The sequence below is a fragment of the Mycobacterium persicum genome (assembly GCF_002086915.1).
In the GTDB taxonomy this organism is placed as follows: Bacteria; Actinomycetota; Actinomycetes; order Mycobacteriales; family Mycobacteriaceae; genus Mycobacterium; species Mycobacterium persicum.
Window position 1 is genome coordinate 1,533,207 of the sequence record NZ_MWQA01000001.1, and the last position, 22,540, is coordinate 1,555,746.

Sequence of the window (22,540 nt, forward strand, 5' to 3'; positions counted from 1 at the left end):
TCAGTGGTCGCCGATACGGCCATGGCGTTAGATTCAGCCGCGATAACCATGAACAGCAACAACAGCCGCGGCCCGGTGTTTCTGATCCTGTTCGCCACCTTGATGGCGTGTGCGGGCGACGGTATCTCGATCGTGGCGTTCCCATGGCTAGTGTTGCAGCGCGAAGGCAGCGCGGGGCAGGCGTCGATCGTTGCCGGCGCGACCACGCTGCCACTGTTGTTCTCGACACTGATCGCCGGCACCGCGGTCGACTACTTCGGCCGTCGCCGGGTGTCGATGGTGTCCGACGCGCTATCCGGGACCGCGGTGGCCGCCGTCCCGCTGGTGGCCTGGGCGTTGGGCACCGGCGCCGTCAACGTGGCCGTGCTCGCGGCACTGGGCGCCTGTTCGGCCGCCTTCGACCCGGCCGGGATAACCGCTCGCCAGTCGATGCTGCCCGAGGCCGCCATCCGGGCGGGCTGGTCGCTGGACCGGGTCAACAGCATCTACGAGGCCATCCTCAACCTCGCCTTTGTGGTGGGTCCGGGCATCGGCGGCGTGATGATCGCAACGGTCGGCGGCATCAACACGATGTGGATCACCTCGGTGGCGTTCGGGTTGTCCATCCTTGCCATTGCCGCCTTGCGGCTCGAGGGCACCGGCAGGCCGCATCACACGACCCGCCCCGAGGGGTTGGTTTCCGGGGTCGCCGAGGGGCTTCGTTTCGTGTGGAGTTTGCGGGTATTGCGCGCGCTGGCGCTGATCGACCTGAGCGTGACCGCGCTGTATCTGCCGATGGAAAGCGTGCTGTTCCCCAAGTACTTCGCCGATCGCCACCAACCGGCCCAGCTGGGCTCGGTGTTGATGGCGATCTGCCTGGGCGGACTGGTCGGCGCGCTCGGCTACGCGACGGTGTCGAACTACCTGAGCCGGCGCACGATCATGCTGACCGCGGTGCTCACCCTCGGCGCCGCGACGGCTGTCATCGCACTGCTACCGCCGTTGCCGGTGATCCTGGTGTGCTGCACAGTGATCGGGCTGGTCTACGGGCCGATCCAGCCCATCTACAACTACGTCATGCAAACCCGGGCGCCGCACCATCTGCGCGGCCGGGTGGTCGGAGTGATGACGTCGCTGGCCTACGCCGCGGGCCCCCTGGGCTTGCTGCTGGCCGGCCCGTTGACCGATGCCGCCGGACTGAATGTGACGTTCCTGGCGTTGGCGCTGCCGATCTTGCTGACCGGCCTGGTGTGCACCCGGCTCCCATCGCTTCGGGAACTGAACCGCGCACCCGAAGAGATGCCTCGGCAAAGTTCGCCGGTGTAGCCGGTCAGCTGCTCCAACTGCCGAGGACGCGGCGCTTCTGCTGCTCGAATTCCGCGTCGGTGAGCATGCCGCGGTCTTTGAGTGCGGCCAGTCTTTCCAACCTGTCGATCGGGTCCGAGCTCTTCGGTGGCGCGCCGGACCAGCCGCACACCGATCTTGCCGAGGTTTCTTCGCCCGAACGTCCGCGCCCCGCCCTTTCAGGATCGCTCAGCTCTACAGCGGTCACCGGCCCGTAGGATCGATCCGGTGGAGGGTCCGGCGAGGGCAGAGTTACTGACAGGCCTGATCGGCAGCCTGCCCGACGGGATGGTGGTCACCGACCCGGCGGTGACCGACGGCTACCGTCACGACCGCGCTTTGGATCCGGCCGCGGGCAAGCCGCTTGCCGTGGTCCGGCCGCGCCGCACCGGCGAGGTGCAGACCGTCCTGCGTTGGGCCACCGCCAACCGGGTACCGGTGGTCACCCGGGGAGCCGGCACCGGATTGTCGGGTGGGGCCACCGCTTTGGACAACGGAATCGTGCTGTCGACGGAGAAGATGCGCGACATCAGCATCGACCCGGTGACCCGGACCGCGGTGTGCCAGCCCGGCCTGTTCAATGTCGAGGTGAAGCAGGCCGCCGCCGAACACGGCTTGTGGTATCCGCCGGACCCGTCGTCGTTCGAGATCTGCAGCATCGGGGGCAATATCGCCACCAACGCCGGCGGCCTGTGCTGCGTGAAGTACGGCGTCACCACCGACTACGTGCTGGGCATGCAAGTGGTGCTGGCCGACGGCACCGCGGTCCGATTGGGCGGGCCCCGCTTGAAAGATGTGGCCGGGCTCTCGCTGACCAAGCTGTTCGTCGGCAGCGAAGGCACGCTGGGCGTCATCACCGAGGTGACCTTGCGGCTGCTGCCCGCTCAACATGGGTCGAGCATCGTGGTCGCCAGCTTTGCCTCGGTGGAGTCGGCGGTCGACGCGGTGCTCGGCGTCACCGCGCGCCTTCGCCCGTCGATGCTGGAGTTCATGGATTCGGTGGCGATCAACGCCGTCGAGGACACCATGCGCATGGACTTGGACCGATCGGCGGCGGCCATGCTGGTCGCCGGCTCTGACGAGCGCGGCGGCGCCGCCGCCGAAGACGCCGCGCTCATGGCCGGCGTCTTCACCGACAATGGTGCCACCGAAGTGTTTTCGACCGACGACCCGGATGAGGGTGAGGCGTTCGTCGCTGCTCGCCGATTCTGTATCCCGGCGGTGGAGACCAAGGGATCGCTGTTGCTGGAAGACGTCGGGGTGCCCTTGCCCGCGCTGGGCTCATTGGTCAACGGTATTGCCCGGATCGCCGACGAACGCGAGCTGATGATCTCGGTGATCGCCCATGCCGGCGATGGCAACACCCATCCCCTGCTCGTTTATGACCCCGCAGACGTCGCAATGGCCGAGCGCGCCCAGCTCGCGTACGGCGAAATCATGGACCTGGCCGTCGGGCTGGGCGGCACCATCACCGGCGAACACGGCGTCGGACGGCTGAAGCGGCCGTGGCTTGCGGGTTACCTCGGGCCGGACGCGATGGATCTCAACCGCCGCATCAAGCAGGCATTGGATCCGTTGGGCATCCTCAACCCCGGCAGTGGGATCTGATCGGTCGCAGTCTCGGCGTCGAGTGTGCAGTCTCGGCGTCGAGTGTGCAGTGACGGCTTCGAGTGTGCGGCCAGGGCGGCCGATCGCGGCTCTGCCCGCCCTACATGCACTTTGGAATCCCTGGACGCACACTCGAATGCCGCACTGTTGACATATAGCCCATCGCTGTCGTATCAATGAGACATGACAGCTGTAATGTCTCATGATGCTCGCCCGGTGTTTCAGCTCGCCACCGCAGACACATGGGCCAATCCCTGGCCGATGTACCGGGCACTGCGAGACCACGACCCGGTCCACCATGTCGTCCCGCCCGGTAGTCCGGACCATGACTACTACGTGCTGTCCCGGCACGCCGACGTCTGGGCAGCGGCCCGCGACCATCAGACGTTCTCCTCCGCACAGGGGCTCACGGTCAATTACGGTGAGCTGGAGTTGATTGGGCTGCAAGACAACCCGCCGATGGTGATGCAGGACCCGCCGGTGCACACCGAGTTTCGCAAGCTGGTATCGCGCGGTTTCACTCCGCGCCAAGTCGAGGCGGTCGAGCCCAAGGTGAAAGAGTTCGTCGTGGAGCGCATCGAGAGGCTGCGCGCCAACGGCGGCGGCGACATCGCCGCCGAGCTGTTCAAACCCCTGCCGTCGATGGTGGTCGCGCATTATCTCGGGGTGCCCGAAGAGGATCGGGCCCAGTTCGACGGCTGGACCCAAGCCATCGTCGCGGCCAACACCGCCGAAGGCGGCATCGCCGGCGCACTGGAAACAGTCGGCGATGCGGTCGGCTCGCTCATGGCCTACTTCACCGGATTGATCGAGCGTCGCCGAACCGAACCCGCGGACGACACGATTTCCCACCTGGTGGCCGCCGGGGTCGGGACAGACGGCGACATCGCCGGCACCCTTTCGATACTTGCCTTTACGTTCACCATGGTCACCGGTGGCAACGACACCGTCACCGGAATGCTTGGCGGGTCGATGCCGTTGCTTCAGCAGCGGCCCGATCAGCGGCGGCTGCTGGTGGACCAACCAGAACGCATACCCGACGCAATCGAGGAACTACTGCGGCTCACCGCGCCCGTACAGGGCTTGGCGCGCACCGTGACCAATGACGTGACGATCGGCGACACCACCGTCCCGGCCGGCCGCAAGGTATTGCTGCTGTACGGCTCGGCCAATCGCGACGAGCGCCAATACGGCTCGGACGCCGGTCAACTCGACGTCACCCGGTGCCCGCGCAACATCTTGACCTTCAGTCATGGTGCCCACCATTGCCTGGGTGCGGCCGCGGCGCGGATGCAGTCCCGCGTCGCCCTCACCGAACTGCTGCTCCGCTGCCCGGACTTCGAAATCGACGAGGCCGCAATCGTGTGGTCCGGGGGAAGCTACGTCCGCCGGCCGTTGTCGGTGCCGTTTCGGGTGACGTCGTAATGGCCGGAACCGATTGGCTGGCCGCGCGGCGCACCGAGGTGGCCGCAGACCGCATCCTCGACGCCGCCGCGCAGCTCTACACTGAGCGCGACCCGGCCTCGATCGGCATGAACGAGATCGCCAGGGCCGCAGGATGTTCCCGTGCGACGCTGTACAGGTACTTCGACAGCCGCGAAGCGTTGCGTACTGCCTACGTGCACCGGGAGACCAGGCGGCTCGGTCGTGAAATCATCCAGCAGATCAACGGGGTCGAGAATCCTCAAGAACGGCTCGTCGCGAGCATCGCCGCCACCTTGCGGATGGTGCGCGAGAGCCCCGCGCTGGCGGCGTGGTTTGCCGCGACCCGTCCGCCGATCGGCGGCGAGATGGCCGGACAGTCGCAGGTGATTACCGCGCTGGCCGCCGCGTTCCTGCAGTCACTCGGCTCCGGTGACGGCGGCGCCGTCGAACGCCGGGCGCGTTGGGCGGTGCGGGTGATCATCTCGCTACTGACGTTCCCGGGACGGGACGAAGCCGACGAGCGGGCCATGATCGAAGATTTCGTCGTCCCGGTGGTGACTCCGGTATCGGCCTCGCCGTAGCCCCGTCACAAGGTCATGATGCGCCGCCGACGCCCGGGTTTGGGCATGCGAAAACACCTGCCGCTTAAGCGCTTCCTTCATGGGCATGCGGCCGGAGCACTGCATCGGCTGCATCGGCCGCATTTTTTCAATCCCGTTTTGGTCGCGGCCTACGCGTTCTAAGATAAGGCGAATCCTGCGCCGAGGGCTTGGCGCTTCGGCGACCAGACTGGAATGTTCAGCCGGGGTGGAGGTGGTTTCGCGGCATGTCGGTAAGCGCAACAGACGGCCCATCCTGCCGCCGCCCGGCCCGTTGCCGAGGTTGGCCGTGCGCCGCTCGCCGTTACCGACGCGCGCTGTCAGAGGGCCTGCCGGCGTGGGCGCCGGCTGTGCACGGATACGTGCGCGAAAGCAACTGAGTGAGGTGCCGGTAAGGAAGGATCGACGATGTCGTACGCCATGTTTCCGCCAGAGGTCAATTCAGCCCTGTTATGTTCTGGCGCCGGATCGGGGCCAATGCTTACGGCGGCAACGGCCTGGGGTGAGTTGGCGGGCGAGTTGCGCTGGGCGGCAGCGTCATTCGCGGCCGTGACCTCCGACCTGGCGTGCGGAGCGTGGCAGGGTGCGGCGGCGGCGAAGATGACCGAGGCTGCCGCACCGTATGCGGCGTGGCTTGCCATCGCGGCTTCCCATTCCGAGGGGGCAGCCTGCCAAGCCGGCGCCGTGGCGGCGGCTTTCGAGGCGGCGTGCGCCGCCACCGTGTCGCCGTTGATTATTGCCGCCAACCGGGCCATCACCCGAGCCCTGGCGAATACCAACATCTTTGGATTCAACATGCCGGCGATCGCGGCGATGGAAGCCGAATATGAGGAGATGTGGGCCCGGGATGTCTCAGCGATGTTCGGATACCACGTCGGCGTCTCACAGGCCTGGTCGCAGTTGTGTCCGATTCAGCAGTTGCTGAGAGGCCTGCCGCGGATACCCATACCGCCATGCGGGACCCCGCCGCCTACGACAACACCGCCGCCGGTGACCCCGCCTCCCACCACGCCGCCGCCGGTGACGCCGCCGCCGCCCACGACCCCGCCGCCGGTGACGCCGCCGCCGGTGACCCCGCCGCCCACCACACCGCCGCCGGTGACGCCGCCGCCAGCTCCGAGGCCCACGACACCGCCGACACCCACTCCGAGGCCGGTACCGCCCATACATCGGGTTCCGGTGGAGCCACGGGTCCCGACGGTGCCGGTGATGCGGAAGTAATCGGCCGTTACCCGTCGAGAGCAACGCCCCATACGGCGGCGGTCACCCTGCGATTCGCAGGCCGGGGTCGAGCTGAGCCGCTTCGCCGGTCAGGCCATCCAATAGGCTTGCGCCTTAATAGCTTTGCGCGGAATGCCGAAGTCCTCACGCAATGCCTTGGCGACCGAGCGGGTGGTGCGGGTGCTGCTGGCAACCCAGCCGAAGTGATCGCCCGCGTCGAACGCGGCCCCGCGCACCGTCTCGAGCAGCGCGTTGCCGTCGTCCTTGCGATCCACCCACGTGACGTCGTCGGCGCGGGCGACCGGTAACGATTTGTCCTCGTCGTAGCCGGCCTCGAGAAACACTCGCGCGGGGGCGTCGCCGATCGACTCGAGCAAGGAGTTGATCGCCGGCAGTGATGCGGTGTCGCCGACGATGACGTAGCCGCCGGGTGGCGGATCTGGGATGGCGAACTTGCTGCCCAGCACCGTCGCCTCGATGGTGTCGCCGGGTTGCGCGTTGCGCGCCCAGTTCGACGCGATGCCCTCGTGCAGGGCGAACTCGACGTCGAATACGCCCGCAGCCGGATCGGGGTCGACCAGCGTGTAACCGCGCTGGTGCGACTTGTCGCCATCGGCGAACCACATCCGGATCCACATGGTCGGATGCACGGCATGTTCACCCAACATCCCGCCGTCGTCGAAGCTCAACCGCAGGTAGTGCGGGCTGATCTCACGCCAGCCGGTCACCGTGAGCCGGTAGTCCCCGGCCCGCATGAGCTTCAACACCGCACCCTGCCAGCCCCGTGATGCCTTGTGTTCGGTCATGAGTCGCTGTTGTTCCTTCGTCGCGTTCGCATCAATTTAGGGCAGGGTAACCTAAAATGCTGAACGGCCGGACGGCGCCGACACCTACGTCTTGACTCGGGTAAACCGGTGCAGCAGCCAGGCCACCGGGATGGTCACCACCATCGTCGCGATGAAGAGGTTCAGCATCGATCCGGTGTATACCCGGTAGCGGACCACGTGAACCATGGCGAATTCCATGGTCACCAGGTGGACCAGGAAGATCTCGTAGGAGATCTCACCAAGCCACACCATCGGTCGGCTGGCCAGCAGCCGCGAGTACCAGCCCTGATCGCCAAGGGCCAGCGGTGCCACCGCCAGCGTTGCGATCACGGCGTAGAAGCACGCCTTGACCACTGCCTCGGTCACCGCCGACGGCGATGTGGTGGGTGCGCCGGCGATCGGCGTGGAGGCGATGAAATAGCAGACGACGGCCAACGGCAGGGCGGCAAACGCGTAGCAGCGCACGCCCATGGCCTGCAAGACGGTCAGCATCATGCCGCCGAGAAACCAGGCCAGGTAACTGGGCAACCAGAGCCGAGCACCGTCGGGAAACCAGCCGATGGTGTGTATCAGGACCAACCAGAGCGGCGTGATCGTTGCCATTCCCGCCAGCGCCCCGACCAACAACCTGGGCTGCCAGCGCCGCCGGCTGACCAGCACCAGGAGCACGTAGGCCAGGAATGGCAGGGCCACGTAGAAGGCTGCCTCCACCGCCAGGCTCCACATCTGGGTCAGCCCCTGATGAAGATAGGAACCGAGATAGCCATCCGTGTAGATCTGGGTCAACGTCAGGTTGCGCACCAGCCCCATCCAGCTGTGTCCTGGGTTGGGCCCGGCGGTGCGGAAGTGGTAGATCACGTAGGCGATCAGCACGACGACGACGTAGGCGGGCATGATCCGCCGGACCCGATGCCAGGCATAGCGGCTCAGCGACGGTGGTGGGCCGTCGGTGGCGGCGGAGCGCACCCACGGACGGAACAACAGGTAACCGGACAGCACGAAGAAGATCGGCACACCGATCTCCATCCGGGACGACACCAGGCCCCAATAGCCGTGGGTGTACTTACCGGTGGTGTAAGCCGCATGGGTGCCAACCACCAGAAGGGCCGCGACTGCCCGGATTCCGGTCAGCGACGCGACGCGGTCCACGTGTGAGATCTGCTCGAGTCCGCCTTGGTCGTCCTCGGCCTTGGACAGGGTCATCCGACCCGTTTCCGGCGTGGCTTGCCACTGTCGGAGCGGCGCGCCTTGCCGGCCGGCCGGTCCGGCCGCAGGTCGATCAACACGCCGGAGATCCGGGTAGTTTCGAGCTTTTTGAGGGTCGCGCGCGGCAGCTTGGCGGGCAGCTCCACCAGCGAGAAGTCCGCCCCGATGGCGATGTGGCCGAAATCGCTGCGGTGCAACCCGCCTTCGTTGGCGATCGCACCGACGATGGCGCCCGGACCGATCTTGTGACGCTTGCCGACTGAGATCCGGTACGTGCTCAGCGGCGGGCCGTTTCGACGCTTTTCGGGCCGTTCGGCACGCTGATCGCTTGCGGGCTTCTTGGGCTCGCTGCGCCGCTCGGGTGGTGGTTCGGGTCCCAGCAGGAATGCCTCGCCGTCTCGCGACTGCAGTGCCAACGCCGCGGCGATGTCGGCCATCGGCACATCATGCTCGCGTTGGTAGTCCTCGACCAGCTTGCGGAACAGCTCGACGCCGGGTTTTGCCAGCGCATCGGTGATCGAATCGGAGAACTTCGCCACCCGCTGCGCGTTGACGTCCTCGACGGTGGGCAACTCGGCCTCGGTCATCGTTTGCCGGGTGGCTTTTTCGATCGCCTTGAGCAGGTGGCGTTCGCGCGGGGAGACGAACAACAGCGCGGCTCCGAAGCGACCGGCCCGGCCGGTGCGTCCGATGCGGTGCACGTAGGACTCGGTGTCATGCGGGATGTCGTAGTTGAGCACATGCGATATGCGTTCGACGTCGAGTCCGCGGGCCGCCACGTCGGTGGCGACCAGTATGTCGATGCCTTTGGGACCGCCTTCCCGCAGCGCCGTGATGGTTCGCTCCCGCTGCTGCTGCGGAATGTCGCCGTTGATGGCCGCCGCGGAAAAGCCTCGCGCCCTTAGCTTTTCGGCAACCTCTTCGGTCGCCTGCTTGGTGCGGACGAACACGATCATCGCCTCGAAGGGCTCGACCTCGAGGACTCGGGTGAGGGCGTCCATCTTGCGCGGACCCGCCACCTGGATATAGCGCTGCGAAATGTTCTCCGCGGTGGCTGTTTTCGCTTTGGACGTGACTTCCAGGGGGTCGTGCAGGTACTTGGCGGTGATCTTGCGGATCGCCGGGGGCATGGTCGCCGAAAAGAGGGCCACCTGTTTGTATTCCGGGGTGTCGGACAGGATGCGCTCGACGTCTTCGGCGAAACCCATGGCCAGCATCTCGTCGGCCTCGTCGAGCACCAGGTAGTCCACCCGGGACAGGTCCAGCGTCCCGCGCTCCAGGTGGTCGATGACCCGACCGGGGGTGCCGACAATGATTTGCGCGCCGCGCCTCAGCCCGGCCAGCTGCACGGCATACGACGACCCGCCGTAGATCGGCAGCACATTGAGCTTGGGCAGATACGCCCCATAGCGGCTGAACGCCTCGGCGACCTGCAGCGCCAACTCCCGGGTGGGCGCCAGAATCAGCGCCTGGGTCGCGGTGCTGGTGACGTCGATTTTGGACAGGATCGGGAGCGCGAACGCGGCGGTCTTGCCGGTTCCGGTCTGCGCCAGCCCCACCACGTCGGAACCGGCCATCAGCGCCGGAATCGTCGCGGCCTGGATAGCTGTCGGCGACTCGTAACCGACGGCAGCGATCGCCCGCAGGACCGAGGGACGGATCTGCAGGTCGACGAAGGTGTCGGGAGGGGCGACGGGCATGTTGTCCGGGGTGACCATTTGACACGGAGTTTAGCCGGGATCCACCGTTATGCCGTACGGCACGGCTGCCGATCGGCCGCCAAGGGGAATGGCCGCGGTGATTCGATATCTCGACGACGAATTCGGGTGTCCACAGATGCCCTCGGCATCGGCGGCACCTTACGAACGTGCGCCAGGAACATGGCAACCGACGCCGCGCGGTAGACAATCACCCCGACAGCGATCACTGTCGGTGAGAGCAGCGAGCGTTTGCTGCTCCCGCCGCCGCCCGTCGGGGGTTTTGTCCTGCTACGGAGCCTGGCCTCGTCCCGTCTCGGCCCAATTGGTCGGAAAGGGCCATTTAGCTTTTGGTCAGGGACTTCTGGCACTTCTGGTGCCGCCGGTACTGCGGCTTAGCTTCCGTCCATCAGCAACGACGCTTTCACCGATCGAGGTCTGCATGTCGTCCCAACCGCCACCTCAAGCGTGGCAACAGGCCCCAGCAGCGCGTGGGCTGCCCCCGCAAGTTCCTTCGCAGCACCCGCCGCGGCCACAAAGAGGCAACGTTTTCGCGGTGACTGCTCTTTTGTGTGGCGTCTTCGGTTCTTGTCTAGGGCTGGTTCCCGCCCTCGGGATAGCGGCCTTTCCGTTCGCCGTGGTGGGCCTTGCGTGTGGCGTCATCGCGATGATTCGGGCGAGCAAAGGAGTCCGGGCAGGCAAAGCCATGGCCATTGCCGGCACGCTGCTGTGCGTGCTGGCACTGATCCTGGCGACCTTTTGGATTGTTGTCATCGCCAACTCCTTCAAGGACCGAGGCGACTCACGGAAGGCCATAACTGGCCAGAGCACGGAAGATATTCTGCGAAACGATCTCGACGTGCAGTTCGGTGAATTTGTCACTGATGACGATCCGCACAAGCCCGGCAAGATGGTTGTGACGCTTCGGAACAAGAGCAATAAGAGCGCATCCTTCAGCGTCGACGTTGAAGCCTTGGATGCCAACGGAAATCGTATCGCAGCCGACACCGCTTTCGTTGAGGCACTTGCGCCAGGTGAAGCCACCCGGAAGGACATGTTCGTCTTCGTTGCCAGCGACAAGTACGACACGATGAGGAAGGCGACCTTCAGGGTCGTCGAAGCGTCGAAGTACGCGCCGATGCCGCCACCGACCAAGTAGGCAGTCGCAGATTGTGGCTCGATGCAATGGTTTTCGCGGCAGTCATTCGGCATGTTGGTATTTCGTGTACCGCGAGCGGAACGCCACGGCGAGATTTGCGTCGAAAGTTCGCCGTGGCGTTACCCTCGGCGAGCCCCCTGGTGATCGCCGGCCCGGCACCGCCGGGCTCGCGATCACCCTACGCCTGATCTCGCTGCCACGGCCACGCCTGACACGCTCCGCAGCCCGATCGCGGTACGGTTCCGATTGTGTGGTCGCTCTCCCGCCGTGCCGCGTCACTGATTGGCGTGTCTGCGACGGCATTGGTCGCCGCGACATTGACGGGCTGTGGTTCGGGGGATTCCACGGTCGCAAAGACACCGCGGGCAACCACACCTCCCGTCGCTGCCTCCAGCGCGTCGAGCCCAACGAACCCGTCGTCGGCGACGGCGGCCCCACCCACCAGTAGTGCGGCCCCGGCCGACCCGTGTGCGGTCAACCTCGCCTCGCCGGCAATCGTTCGAGTCGTGTCCGAGCTGCCTCGCGATCCTCGCAGTCAGCAGCCCTGGAATCCGGAACCGCTGGCCGGCAACTATAACGAGTGCGCGCAGCTGTCCGCGGTGATCATCAAGGCCAACACCAACGACACTAATCCCACTACTCGTGCGGTGATGTTCCACCTTGGCAAGTTCATCCCGCAGGGTGTGCCTGACACGTATGGGTTCAACGGAATTGATGACTCACAAACCAACGGCAACACCGTCGCGTTGACCTACGCCAACGGTATGGGTCTCAACAGCGTGGTGAAATTCCGTTGGAACGGCAGCGCAGTGGAAATCATCGGTAATGGCTGAGCAGCAGTACCGCCGGCGATCTCCTCACCTGCGTCCGGTTGGGATCGGTTTACTGCCAGGCATTGGCGCGGCGCAACCCAACCATGAACAGCGCGGCGGCTATACCGACTAGCGCGACAACCGCGGGCAGCCACATCGACTGCGACGTTGCCGCGGAGAACGGCTCGCGTAGCAACTCAGGCAGCAACACGCTGGTGCCAGTGCTGCCGGGTACCGCCGCTGGTGAGGTGCTGCCAGGCCGCGCCGGGATCTCGGCCGCGATCCGCGATGTCATCAGCGCTGCCATACCGGCGCTGCCCAGCACGGCGCCAAGTTGTCTAGTCGCGTCGTATACACCCGAGCTCACACCAGCCAGATCTGGCGGCAGGTTGCGGGTCGCGGTGGCGGCCAACGGCGACCAAACGAACGCCACCCCGACTCCCATCGGAATAAAGGGCGCGATTAGCCGCCACATCGGCGCGGCTGGGGACATCTCGAAAGAGAGCCAGATCAGTCCGATCGCCACCATCGAGAAGCCGAACCCGACCACGGTCCGTGGATGGGATCTATCGACAATCTTGCCGACCATCGGGGCCAGGGAACCGCTGACGACTGCCATCGACGCCGTCAGCAGGGCCGCGCGGATCGGCGACATCCCGCGCACTGCTTGCGCGTAGAACATCACCGGCAGCGTCATCGATGTCATGGTGAACGACATTGCTGCCACCCCGAGGGTGGACATGGTGAAGTCCCGATCACCGAAGATCCGCGGCGGGATCAGCGGCTCGCGGGCGTTGATTGACTGCCAGTAGACGAATACCGAGATGAACGCGACCCCGGCGACGATCATCGCCCAGATCCACGGCTCCCAGTCGGCCGACGGGCCCTGCTGCAGTCCGAAAACGATCAGCAACAGGCCGATCGCAGACAAGCCGACCCCGACCACATCGAACCGATGCCGATGGGTTGGCATCACCGGGATAAGCCAAATCGCCAGCGCCAGGCCGACGATGCCAACCGGGATATTGATGAGAAAGATCCACTGCCAACCAAGGGCGTCGACAAAAACACCGCTGGCCAACGGCCCGACCGAGTTAGCGACCCCGGCAGTGACGCCCCATACGCTCATCGCGGCACCGCGACGCTGCGGTGGAAAGAGACGGGTGATCGTCGACAGTATCTGCGGTGCAAGTAGCGCGGCTCCGGCGCCTTGGACCGTACGGGCAGCGATCAGCATGCCGACGCTGCCGGACAGGCCACACCACGCCGAAGCGCAGACAAAGATGGCGAGACCCAGCACATAGAGATACTTTTGGCCGAAGCGGTCACCGAGACGTCCGGCCATCAGCAGCGGCACCGCGAAGGCCAGCAGGTAAGCGCTGGTCACCCAGATCACCATGTCGTGCGTGGTATTGAGCGCAGCCATGATGCTTGGGTTGGCCACGACAACGATCGTGGAGTCGAGCAGGATCATGAAACGGCCGACCAGCATTGTCGCCAGGATCGCCCATAGTCTACGAAAACTTGTAGCACTGGCGACGTTTCGCGGCATTGTCGATGCGGCGTGTCCCCCGCGCTCGCCAAACCGTGTCATCGCCATGGCCGTCTACCCATTTCGTTTCGACACCCCGATCGTGTCGGAACGCCGCCTAGCACCACCGCCGCGGGATCGCATCACTAGCCCGACTGATCCGTGTCACAAACGCTAGGCAGGCTGCTAACACGCGTCCAGCAGAAGGTTTCGAAGCAACTGTTGCGTGGACAGCAAGTTTCCGGAGGAGTGTCCGGCCGCGGTGGAGCCGAACCCGTATCAGCGAGCTTGTCGGAGCTCTCCCCTACCGTTACTGCTGTGTTCGTCAGCGGTGGCAGTCTTGGAGCAAGAATCGTCTACAGCGCCTCGGATCTCGCCTCGGCTGCAAGCTGTGAGTACGCGCTGTTGCGGGATTTCGACGCGAAGTTGGGCCGGGGCCCCGCCGTGGCCGTCGAGGACGAGATACTTTTGCGCACCGCCGATTTGGGTGTAAAGCATGAACAACGCCAGCTCGACCGATTGCGTGACGAGTTCGGCGACGATGTCGCTGTCATCGGCCGTCCGGCATATACACTCGCCGGCCTGGCGGCCGCCGCCGAGGCGACTCAACGCGCCATCGCCAACCGCGCCCAGGTGGTGTACCAGGCCGCGATGTTCGACGGTCGCTTCGTCGGCTTTGCCGACTTCCTGATCCGCGATGGCGAGCGCTACCGAGTCGTCGACACCAAGCTGGCCCGCTCGCCCCAAGTGACGGCCTTGCTGCAGCTGGCGGCCTACGCCGACGCGCTGGCCACCGCAGGCGTGCCGGTGGGCCCGTACGCCGAGCTGCAACTTGGTGACGGCACAGTCGTGCATTACCGCGTCGGCGATCTGATTCCGGTGTACCGGACCCAGCGCGCGGCATTGCAGCACCTCCTCGACGGCCACTACGCCTCGGGCACCGCGGTGCGCTGGGACGATCCTGGCGTTCGCGCCTGTTTTCGTTGTCCGCTGTGCACAGAGCAACTGCGTGCAACCGACGACCTGCTGCTGGTGGCAGGGATGCGTGTCACCCAGCGGGAAAAGCTGCTCGACGCCAACATCACGACAGTCGACGAGCTGGCCAAACACGCCCAACCGGTGCCGGGCCTGGCGCCAAGCATCCTCGGCAAGCTGACTGCGCAAGCCAAAATACAAGTGCGGCAACGTAATACCGGTGAACCGCAGTACGAGATTGTCGACCCGCAGCCGCTGGCGCTATTGCCGGAACCCAACGCCGGCGACTTGTTCTTCGACTTCGAAGGCGATCCGCTGTGGACCGCCGACGGCCACGAGTGGGGGCTGGAGTACCTGTTCGGCGTGTTGGAATCCGGACCTGCGGGAGCCTTCCGTCCGCTATGGGCACACGACCGGGCACAGGAACGTCAGGCCCTCAAGGATTTTCTGGCGCTGGTGGCCAAACGTCGCCGTCGCCATCCCAACATGCACATCTACCATTACGCGCCGTACGAGAAGACGGCACTGCTGCGGCTCGCCGGGCGCCACGGCGTCGGTGAGGACGACGTCGACGAGTTGTTGCGCAACGGTGTTCTCGTCGACCTCTACCCGTTGGTGCGCAAAAGCCTTCGCGCCGGCGGGGAGTCGTTCAGCCTCAAAGCGCTGGAGCCGCTCTATATGGGCTCCCGGTTGCGTGCCGGTGAGGTCACGACGGCAGCCGACTCGATCACCTGCTACGCGCACTACTGCGAATTACGCGCCGAAGGCCGCACGGATGAGGCCGCGGCGGTGCTGAACGAGATCGAAGACTACAATCACTACGACTGCCGCTCCACCCGCGAACTGCGCGATTGGTTACTGATGCGCGCTTGGGAAGCAGGCGTCACACCGATCGGGATCCAGCCGGTTGCCGACAGCGGCCGGGTCGAAGATCACGATGAGTTAGCCGCAACATTGGCGACCTTCATCGGTGACGGCGCAGCGCTCGAGCGCACACCGGAACAAAATGTCGTCGCGTTGCTGTCGGCGGCACGCGGCTACCACCGCCGCGAGGACAAGCCGTTCTGGTGGGCACACTTCGACCGGCTGAACTACCCGCTCGACGAATGGTCGGACAGCGCAGACGTTTTCGTTGTCGCCGAAAAGTCGGTGGTTGCCGCCTGGCATACGCCCCCGCGAGCACGTAAACCGCAACGGCGGGTGCGGCTGACCGGCGAACTGGCGCGCGGCGACCTCAAGACGAGCGTGTTCGCCCTCTACGACCCGCCGGCTCCGCCCGGAATCAGCGGCGACCCCGACCGGCGGGCCGCGGGCCACGCCGAGGTTGTCGGGGTCGACGACCCGGGTCTGCCTACCGAGGTGGTGATTCTGGAGCGAACCGGCAGTGACGGCAACACGTTTGAGCAACTGCCGTTCGCGCTGGCCCCCGGGCCACCCGTACCGACAACGGTGCTGCGCAAGTCCATCGAGGCCACGGCATCCGCGGTCGCTGTCGGGCTGCCGCGACTGCCCCGTACGGCGCTGGTCGACGTGCTGCTGCGGCATCCGCCACGCACCCGGCTACCGCGGGGAACCGACATCGTCGCCGACCTTAGCGCGGCGGTGCTGGAACTGGACGCCTCATACGTCGCGGTACACGGGCCGCCGGGGACCGGCAAGACGCACACCGCCGCAGGGGTGATCAAGCGATTGGTCGTCGAGCATTCCTGGCGCATCGGCGTCGTCGCGCAATCGCACGCCGCTGTGGAGAACCTGTTGGAGTGTGTGATCGACGCCGGCTTGGATCCCGGGTGCATCGCCAAGAAAAAGTATGACCGCGCTGCTCCGCGCTGGCAGCTGATCGACGAGAAGCACTACCCGGCATTCATCGCTGACCATCCGGGATGCGTGATCGGCGGCACCGCCTGGGATTTCGCCAACGAGCACCGCGTGCCCCGCGGCGGCCTGGATCTGCTGGTGATCGACGAGGCCGGCCAATTCAGTCTGGCCAACACCATCGCGGTGGCGCCGGCGGCGACGAACATGTTGTTGCTCGGCGACCCGCAACAGCTTCCTCAGGTCAGCCAGGGCGCTCATCCCGAACCAGTCGACGCCTCGGCGCTGGAATGGCTGGTCGACGGGCAGCGCACCCTGCCCGACGAACGTGGCTATTTTCTGGACCGCTCCTACCGAATGCATCCGGCGGTCTGCGCGGCCGTTTCGATGCTGTCCTACGAAGGCAGACTACAGTCTCACGCCGAGCCCACCGCCGCCCGTCGCGTTGCCGGCTACCAGCCCGGCGTGCATGTGCTTTCCGTTGCGCACCAAGGTAATTCGACCGAGAGCCCAGAGGAGGCCGAGGCGATACTGACCGAGATCCGGGCGCTGCTCGGACGGTCGTGGACCGACGAGGGCGGCACGCGGCCGTTGGCGGCTTCCGACCTGCTGGTGCTGGCGCCGTACAACGCCCAAGTGGGATTGCTGCGGCAGCGGTTGAGGTCCGCCGGCCTGGACGCAATCCGGGTCGGCACCGTCGACAAGTTCCAGGGCGGGCAGGCGCCCGTCGTCTTCATCTCGATGACGGCCTCTTCGGCAGACGACGTGCCCCGCGGCATATCGTTCCTGCTCAACAGGAATCGGCTCAATGTGGCCATCAGCCGGGCGCAGTACGCGGCGGTCGTCGTGCGCTCCGAGTTACTGACCCAATATCTGCCGACCACACCCGCGGGATTGATCGACTTGGGAGCCTTCCTGGCATTGACCTCGCGGCCGCCCCATAGTTAGCCCGGGGGGCCACCTAATCAAGCGGCGTGGATCACCCCCCGAACTGTTTGAAAGAACTCGAGAAGGCCCAAGCGGTTTGGGTCACACCGCTGCAGGTATTCGACGGTTGCGGAGTTCCGGGCGGGCATTGTGAGTCGCGGTTGGCCGACCACATGGCAAGCCGGCCAAGACCCTTCTGCCGGGCAAAGGCCGTCAGCTTGTCGGCGTCGGCCACGGTGAACACCTCCCGGAGGTCATCGTTGACGCCGATCATCGGTGTCACCCCCACCATCGCCCAGACCTGGGCGTCGGACTTCGACGGATACAGCGGAGCCAGCTGATCGTGGACCCGCTGGGCCGCCTGAATCGCGAGGTCGCCCATCTTTCCGCTGTAATCGAAGGCCGGGTCGTAATAGTCCATCGCCATCACGTTCACCTGGCCGATGTCCGCACCGTTGGCAATGGCGTTCTGCACCACCCGCAACCCGTCGGCGGTCAGACCGGTCGGCAGCACCGGCAGGGTGAACGAGACGCGCACCGGGTTACCGGCGGCCCTGCTGTCCGCCTGTAACTTGGCGATCGCCTGAGACCGGCGGGTCAGTGATGCGACGTCATTCTGGGCCGCACCCTCGATGTCGAAGTCCAGATCGCGGATCCCATAGGCGTCGATCACCGACTTGTATTGCGCAACAAGCGCATCGACGCTGGTGCAGGTCAGCGCCAGCTCCTGGTTGGCGACTCCGCCGAAAGAGACGATCGCGTCGGCGCCGCCAGCGGTCAGCGCTCCGATCGCCGAGGTGACCCACTGGTCCTTGAGCCCGTAGTAGGTGCCCCATGATGCCGTGCACGGTGCGCCGCTGACGATGAAGCCCAGCGTCACGTGCCTGAGCCCGCCCGTGCGGGTGGCCGACGCATAGTCGAACTGCGGGTAGAGCGTCATATCGACATAGGGGGCGAATCGCGCCGGCGTTGCCCCGCCAGGGGTGACGGGCGGGGTGGTGGTCGGCGTGGTCGTGCTCGTCGTCGGGGGTGGTGTGACGCCACTGCCCGAGCAGGGCTGGCCGTTGAGGGTGCAGTTCGTCGGCGCGGCGAAGCTACCCGCGTATGCGCCCTGCATGCCCAGGCTTGCCGTGCCCCCGTTGGCGGCCACCGTGCGCGTCCAATCCTCCGGCGTGAGCACGTAATGGGTTCCCTGCGCGGCAAGCTTGGCGTTCCAGGCGCTGGTCAGGGTCTGGCCGGCCGGCATGTCGAACTCGAGCTTCCAGTCGCTCAGTGGCGTCGGGCCGGGGTTGGTGATCGTGAAGTTGCCGTTGAAACCGTTGCCCCAGTCGCTGATCTTGGCGAAGGCGGCGGTGTAGGCGCCGGCAGTCCCGGCCGGCGCGGTAGTGGTTGCCGGGCTGGTGGAGGTTGTGGCCGGACTGGCGGTCGGGGGGGTCGGGGGCGTGGTGGCGGTCGCCCCGACACCGGCGCACGGCTGTCCGTTGACCAGGCAGTTCGCCGGCGGTGAATACGTTCCGGTCTGGGCGGCCTGGAACCCGACGGTGACCGAACCGCCGGGTGCGATCGTTCGCGTCCAGTCTTCGGGGGTCAGCGTGTAATGCGTGCCGGACTGGGCGAGTTTGGTGCTCCACGCATTGGTGATGGATTCGCCTGCGGGAAGGTCGAACTCGACCTTCCAGTCGGACAGCGCAGTCGCACCCGAATTGGAGATCGTGTAGTTGGCGACAAAGCCGGTACTCCATTGCGATGTCACCGCCAGCTTCGCCGTCACGCCGGCAGCTCGGGCCACCGGAGTGACCACGACAACGCAGACGGCCACGAGAAGCATCGACAAGACGGCGACAAGCGATGGTTGCCAGAGTTTTCGTAATTCGCATCGAATTGAATTTGGCATCGGCCTAACGTATGACCCCGGCCGGTGATATTTTGCTCACAGCTGCCGGATCTTTCTCGAACCGATATCGGCGGGTAATCTTCTAATTCTCGAAATCACGCCTTTGCCGAATGCTTAGCATTGCTTTTCAAGCTGCTCGATATTGACCGAATCGATGCCAGGATGAAATGTTCGTACGTTGCGCCTTGACGCAGCGTAGGGGCAGTTTTTCGCAGAATCAAATTCTATTATGGGTTGCCGCCAGGGCCGCTCCAGCGGGCGTGGCGGTCCTATTTCCAGGAGAGACAAAGGGTCACTCCACCCCATGTGCACACCGCTGGCCGAGCCGCTGATGGCATATTGCTGTGCAGCGTCATTGCGCGACATTGCAGCGCCGAACCGAAATAACGCGGCCGGCTGATCACACCGGAGAAAACGCTAGCCGGCGGGGCCGTGTGGATCGTCGAGGTAATGCGCGCGGTAGGCCTGGCCTGACCCGAGCAGCGATGAGGTCGATGTCTGCGGCGACGAGTCGACGTGTGAGCCGTTGCGCACGACCTCGGCGGGCACGTCAACCGGTTCGCCGCGCGATTGCCCATAAGCCCAAGGGATTTCGCCATCCGACCGGTGCCACCGATCGGGTTCCGGTTGCAGGATGTATTCGACGTAATCGTCGTCGTCATCGAAATCCTGGTCCGCGTCCTGATCGTCGTCGCCATAGTCGTCGCCATGGTCCTGTTGCGACAGCAGCCGGCGCGAGGCCGTCGCACCCATGCCGCCGACCAGGAACAGCGCGGCCACGATTCCGAACAAGGCGATGAACGCGGGCAGCAGCATCGACTGCGACATGGCGGCCGAGAACGGCGCGCGCACGAACTCGGGCAACTGCAGGCCGCCACCATCTCCGCCGAACCCGGGCGCCCCGTCAGGCGGGGGCGGCATCTCGGCGCTGATCCGCGACGTCATGAACGCCGCCATGCTGGCGCTGCCCAGCACCGCCCCGAGCTGCCGGGTGGCGTTGTAGACGCCGGAGCTCGCGCCGGCCTGGTCGGGCCGCAGATTGCGGGTGGCGGTGGCGGCCAACGGCGACCAGACGAACGCCATCCCGACGCCTATCACGCAAAACGGCAACACCAGCCGCCAGACAGGGGTGTCCGGTTCCATCTCGATGGACAGCCAGGTCATCGCGATCGCCAGTGCCGAAAAGCCGAACCCGACCACCGGCAGTGGGTGCGACGTGTCGACGATACGGCCGACGAACGGTGCGAGCACGCCGCTACTGATCGCCACCGGTGCGATCAGTAGCGCGGCGCGAATGGGCGACAGCCCGCACACCGACTGCGCATAGAAGATCAGCGGCAGCATCATCGCCGTGGTCGCGAACGCGGTGACGGCCACCCCGACGGCGCACAGGCTGAAGTCGCGGTCCCGGAAGATCTCCAGCGGGATCAGCGCCGCGCGCCGGTTGAGCGATTGCCAGTAGACGAACGCCGACATGAATCCCAGGCCGGCGACGAGCACCGCCCAGATCCACGGTTGCCACCCGGCGGATTGACCCTCCTGTAGCCCGAAAACAAGCAAGAACATCCCGATTCCGGACAACGCCACCCCGATCAGGTCGAACCGCTGTGTCCGGACCGGCAAGACCGGGACCAGCCAGGCCGCCAGCGCCAGGCCGAGTACGCCGATCGGGATGTTGACGAAGAAGATCCACTCCCAACCCAGCCCGCCGACCAGTGCCCCCCCGGCCAGCGGCCCGACCAGGCTGGCGACGCCGGCAGTCGCCCCCCACATGCTCATCGCGACACCGCGGCGGGCAGCGGGAAAGGTCCGGGTGATGATCGACAACGTCTGCGGGGTAAGCAGCCCGGCGCCCACACCCTGCACCACTCGAGCGGTGATCAGCGCGCCGGCACTGCCCGACAAGCCGCACCACATCGATGCGGCGGTGAACACCGCCAGTCCGGTCAGGTAAAGGTTCTTGGGCCCGAACCGGTCGCCGAGTCGGCCGGCCACCAGCAATACCACCGCATACCCCAGCAGGTAGGCGCTGGTCACCCAGACCACGGTGGCATAGCCGACGTGCAGCACCGCCATGATGGTCGGGTTGGCGATGGCGACGATTGTCGAATCGAGCATGATCATGAAAAAGCCGATCATCATCGACCACAGCGCGTTCCACGGGCTCCGCGAGTAGCTGGCTGCGGGCATCCGGCTCGTGGCCGTCGTCATCTACCCACCTCGTTTCGGCTACCGAATCCACGTGCATTATTCCGGAGCGCCATATCGACCGCGATGCACCTGAACACCCTGCAGGTGTGACTCCCGCTCGGTCCGCAATTCGTGCGACGGGCGCTAGCCTGAAGGTACGCCGTTCTCAGGAGAGGCAACATGAGCGCTCGACGATCCAAGAGATCCGTTCCCGACGAGCACCCGGCCGGCGCGGGCCGGCCCAAAGCGTCCTCGCGGGCGTTGGCACAAATCATCGAACGCAGCTCACATATCCAGGCCCCGGCGGCCGAGGCCTACGTGGCCCGGCTGCGTCGGGCACACCCGGCTGCCAGCCCGGCCGAGATTGTCGCCAAGATCGAGAAGCGCTTCGTGGCCGCCGTGACGGCCAGTGGGGCGGCCATCGGTATGGTCGCCACCCTGCCCGGAATCGGCACCCTGGCCGCGCTGCTGGCGGCCGCGGGCGAGACCGCGATGTTCCTCGAGGCCGCCGCGCTGCTGGTGCTGGCTCTGGCCTCGGTCCACGGCATTCCGCTCGACCACCGGGAGCGGCGTCGTGCCCTGGTGTTGGCGGTGCTGGTCGGCGACAGCAGCAAGGGTGCGGTGGCCGAGCTGATGGGTTCCGGACGCACCAGCGGCGGCTGGGTCTCGGAAAGCGTTGCGTCGCTGCCACTTCCGGCGGTATCGAAGTTCAACACCCGGATGTTCAAGTATTTCGCCAAGAGGTTCGCGCTGAAGCGCGGGGCGCTGATGTTCGGCAAGCTGTTGCCGGTCGGCATCGGCGCTGTCATCGGCGCCATCGGCAACCGATTGGTGGGCAAGAAGCTGGTCCGCAATGCGCGTTCGGCGTTCGGCGCGCCGCCGGTTCGCTGGCCGGTCACCCTGTATGTACTGCCGACTGTTCGGGACGCCAGCTAGCGGCCGGGCCGGCCCGGGTGTCTCTGGCGAATCGCCAGCAAAGCGTTAGCCTTTATGAGGCGGAAGCGTGCCGGACCGCCAAGGATATGAGGTGCCCCATCAGCCGGGGCGGGCAAGAAATCGCAGGCGTCGCGCCATGGCGCTTGTAGGACGTCAAGAACAGAGAATCGAGGCGAGCAGCGGCCGTGGCCAACATAAGTTCACCGTTCGGGCAAAACGAATGGCTGGTCGAGGAGATGTACCGCAAGTTCCGCGACGACCCCTCCTCGGTCGATCCGAGCTGGCACGAGTTCCTGGTTGACTACAACCCCGAGCCGGCTCAGAGCGCCCCGGCCGACGACCAGCCCGTTGCGACCGCCCCGCCGGCCGAGCCCGTCCGGCCCGCGGCAGAGCCC

17 protein-coding genes and 1 pseudogene are annotated in these 22,540 nt (G+C 65.8%); 10 read left to right on the forward strand and 8 right to left on the reverse strand.

The annotated features are described in order from the left end of the window. Window positions 1-48: 48 nt before the first annotated feature. Window positions 49-1,305 carry a multidrug efflux MFS transporter Tap gene (gene tap, locus B4U45_RS06810; RefSeq protein WP_075545540.1) on the forward strand — a complete coding sequence of 419 codons (1,257 nt, stop codon included), beginning with the start codon at window positions 49-51 and terminating at the stop codon, window positions 1,303-1,305. A 4-nt stretch (window positions 1,306-1,309) separates the two neighbouring features. Here tap and B4U45_RS28985 read toward each other — a convergent pair whose 3' ends face one another. Then, a complete protein-coding gene (locus B4U45_RS28985; RefSeq protein ID WP_240316477.1) occupies window positions 1,310-1,531 on the reverse strand; it encodes an SHOCT domain-containing protein in 222 nt (73 codons plus the stop codon). An 80-nt stretch (window positions 1,532-1,611) separates the two neighbouring features. On the opposite strand from B4U45_RS28985, the gene B4U45_RS06820 reads away from it, so the two are divergent. The 4 genes from B4U45_RS06820 to B4U45_RS06835 all read left to right on the forward strand — a co-directional run bounded on the left by B4U45_RS06820 (window position 1,612) and on the right by B4U45_RS06835 (window position 6,176). After that, complete coding sequence (locus B4U45_RS06820; RefSeq protein ID WP_075545597.1) at window positions 1,612-2,931, forward strand: FAD-binding oxidoreductase; 1,320 nt, start codon at window positions 1,612-1,614, stop codon at window positions 2,929-2,931. A gap of 183 nt (window positions 2,932-3,114) precedes the next feature. Continuing rightward, complete coding sequence (locus B4U45_RS06825) at window positions 3,115-4,356, forward strand: cytochrome P450 (RefSeq protein WP_183155039.1); 1,242 nt, start codon at window positions 3,115-3,117, stop codon at window positions 4,354-4,356. Further along, window positions 4,356-4,937 (forward strand): TetR/AcrR family transcriptional regulator, encoded by a 582-nt coding sequence (locus B4U45_RS06830; RefSeq protein ID WP_075545542.1) that lies wholly within the window; start codon window positions 4,356-4,358, stop codon window positions 4,935-4,937. The genes B4U45_RS06825 and B4U45_RS06830 overlap by 1 nt, the downstream gene beginning before the upstream one ends. 426 nt (window positions 4,938-5,363) lie before the next feature. Next, window positions 5,364-6,176, forward strand: a complete 813-nt coding sequence (locus B4U45_RS06835; protein WP_219859361.1) for a PPE family protein — start codon at window positions 5,364-5,366, stop codon at window positions 6,174-6,176. Window positions 6,177-6,265: 89 nt separating this feature from the next. Here the strand turns inward: B4U45_RS06835 and B4U45_RS06840 are convergent, their stop codons facing one another. From B4U45_RS06840 to B4U45_RS06850, 3 genes are all read right to left on the reverse strand, one after another. Then, window positions 6,266-6,982 carry a siderophore-interacting protein gene (locus B4U45_RS06840; RefSeq protein WP_075545544.1) on the reverse strand — a complete coding sequence of 239 codons (717 nt, stop codon included), beginning with the start codon at window positions 6,980-6,982 and terminating at the stop codon, window positions 6,266-6,268. A gap of 84 nt (window positions 6,983-7,066) precedes the next feature. Next, the gene (locus tag B4U45_RS06845) at window positions 7,067-8,206 is read right to left on the reverse strand and encodes an acyltransferase family protein (protein WP_075545545.1); all 1,140 of its coding nucleotides are present in this window, start codon (window positions 8,204-8,206) and stop codon (window positions 7,067-7,069) included. Further along, window positions 8,203-9,927, reverse strand: coding sequence for a DEAD/DEAH box helicase (locus B4U45_RS06850; RefSeq protein WP_075545546.1), 1,725 nt, complete (start codon window positions 9,925-9,927; stop codon window positions 8,203-8,205). Before B4U45_RS06850 ends, B4U45_RS06845 begins: the two co-directional genes overlap by 4 nt. 535 nt (window positions 9,928-10,462) lie before the next feature. On the opposite strand from B4U45_RS06850, the gene B4U45_RS06855 reads away from it, so the two are divergent. After that, on the forward strand, window positions 10,463-11,065 hold the full coding sequence (locus tag B4U45_RS06855; protein WP_131808250.1) for a DUF4190 domain-containing protein: 603 nt from the start codon (window positions 10,463-10,465) through the stop codon (window positions 11,063-11,065). 248 nt (window positions 11,066-11,313) lie between these two features. Beyond that, window positions 11,314-11,898, forward strand: a complete 585-nt coding sequence (locus tag B4U45_RS06860) for an LppP/LprE family lipoprotein (protein WP_075545548.1) — start codon at window positions 11,314-11,316, stop codon at window positions 11,896-11,898. 49 nt (window positions 11,899-11,947) lie between these two features. Here B4U45_RS06860 and B4U45_RS06865 read toward each other — a convergent pair whose 3' ends face one another. Next, window positions 11,948-13,429, reverse strand: coding sequence for an MFS transporter (locus B4U45_RS06865; RefSeq protein ID WP_116671207.1), 1,482 nt, complete (start codon window positions 13,427-13,429; stop codon window positions 11,948-11,950). Window positions 13,430-13,726: 297 nt separating this feature from the next. Between B4U45_RS06865 and B4U45_RS06870 the strand changes: the two genes are divergently transcribed. Beyond that, window positions 13,727-17,146 (forward strand): TM0106 family RecB-like putative nuclease, encoded by a 3,420-nt coding sequence (locus B4U45_RS06870; RefSeq protein ID WP_219859362.1) that lies wholly within the window; start codon window positions 13,727-13,729, stop codon window positions 17,144-17,146. Between the two features lie 31 nt (window positions 17,147-17,177). On the opposite strand, the gene B4U45_RS06875 is transcribed toward B4U45_RS06870, so the two are convergent. From B4U45_RS06875 to B4U45_RS06880, 3 genes and pseudogenes are all read right to left on the reverse strand, one after another. Beyond that, a complete protein-coding gene (locus B4U45_RS06875) occupies window positions 17,178-18,614 on the reverse strand; it encodes a cellulose binding domain-containing protein (protein WP_244899409.1) in 1,437 nt (478 codons plus the stop codon). Beyond that, window positions 18,594-19,019 (reverse strand): annotated as a pseudogene (locus B4U45_RS30315) (cellulose-binding domain-containing protein); the annotation flags it as partial. The gene B4U45_RS06875 and the pseudogene B4U45_RS30315, both read right to left, overlap by 21 nt. 417 nt (window positions 19,020-19,436) lie before the next feature. Continuing rightward, window positions 19,437-21,230, reverse strand: a complete 1,794-nt coding sequence (locus B4U45_RS06880; RefSeq protein WP_083155063.1) for an MFS transporter — start codon at window positions 21,228-21,230, stop codon at window positions 19,437-19,439. Window positions 21,231-21,389: 159 nt separating this feature from the next. Here B4U45_RS06880 and B4U45_RS06885 point away from each other — a divergent pair, with 159 nt between their 5' ends. Together B4U45_RS06885 and B4U45_RS28995 are read left to right on the forward strand one after the other, a co-directional pair. Then, entirely contained in the window at window positions 21,390-22,145 is a 756-nt protein-coding gene (locus B4U45_RS06885) for a hypothetical protein (RefSeq protein ID WP_075545552.1), read from the forward strand. Window positions 22,146-22,330: 185 nt separating this feature from the next. After that, window positions 22,331-22,540 (forward strand): 2-oxoglutarate dehydrogenase E1 subunit family protein (locus B4U45_RS28995; RefSeq protein ID WP_244899354.1); only part of this gene is annotated, 210 nt, incomplete at its 3' end.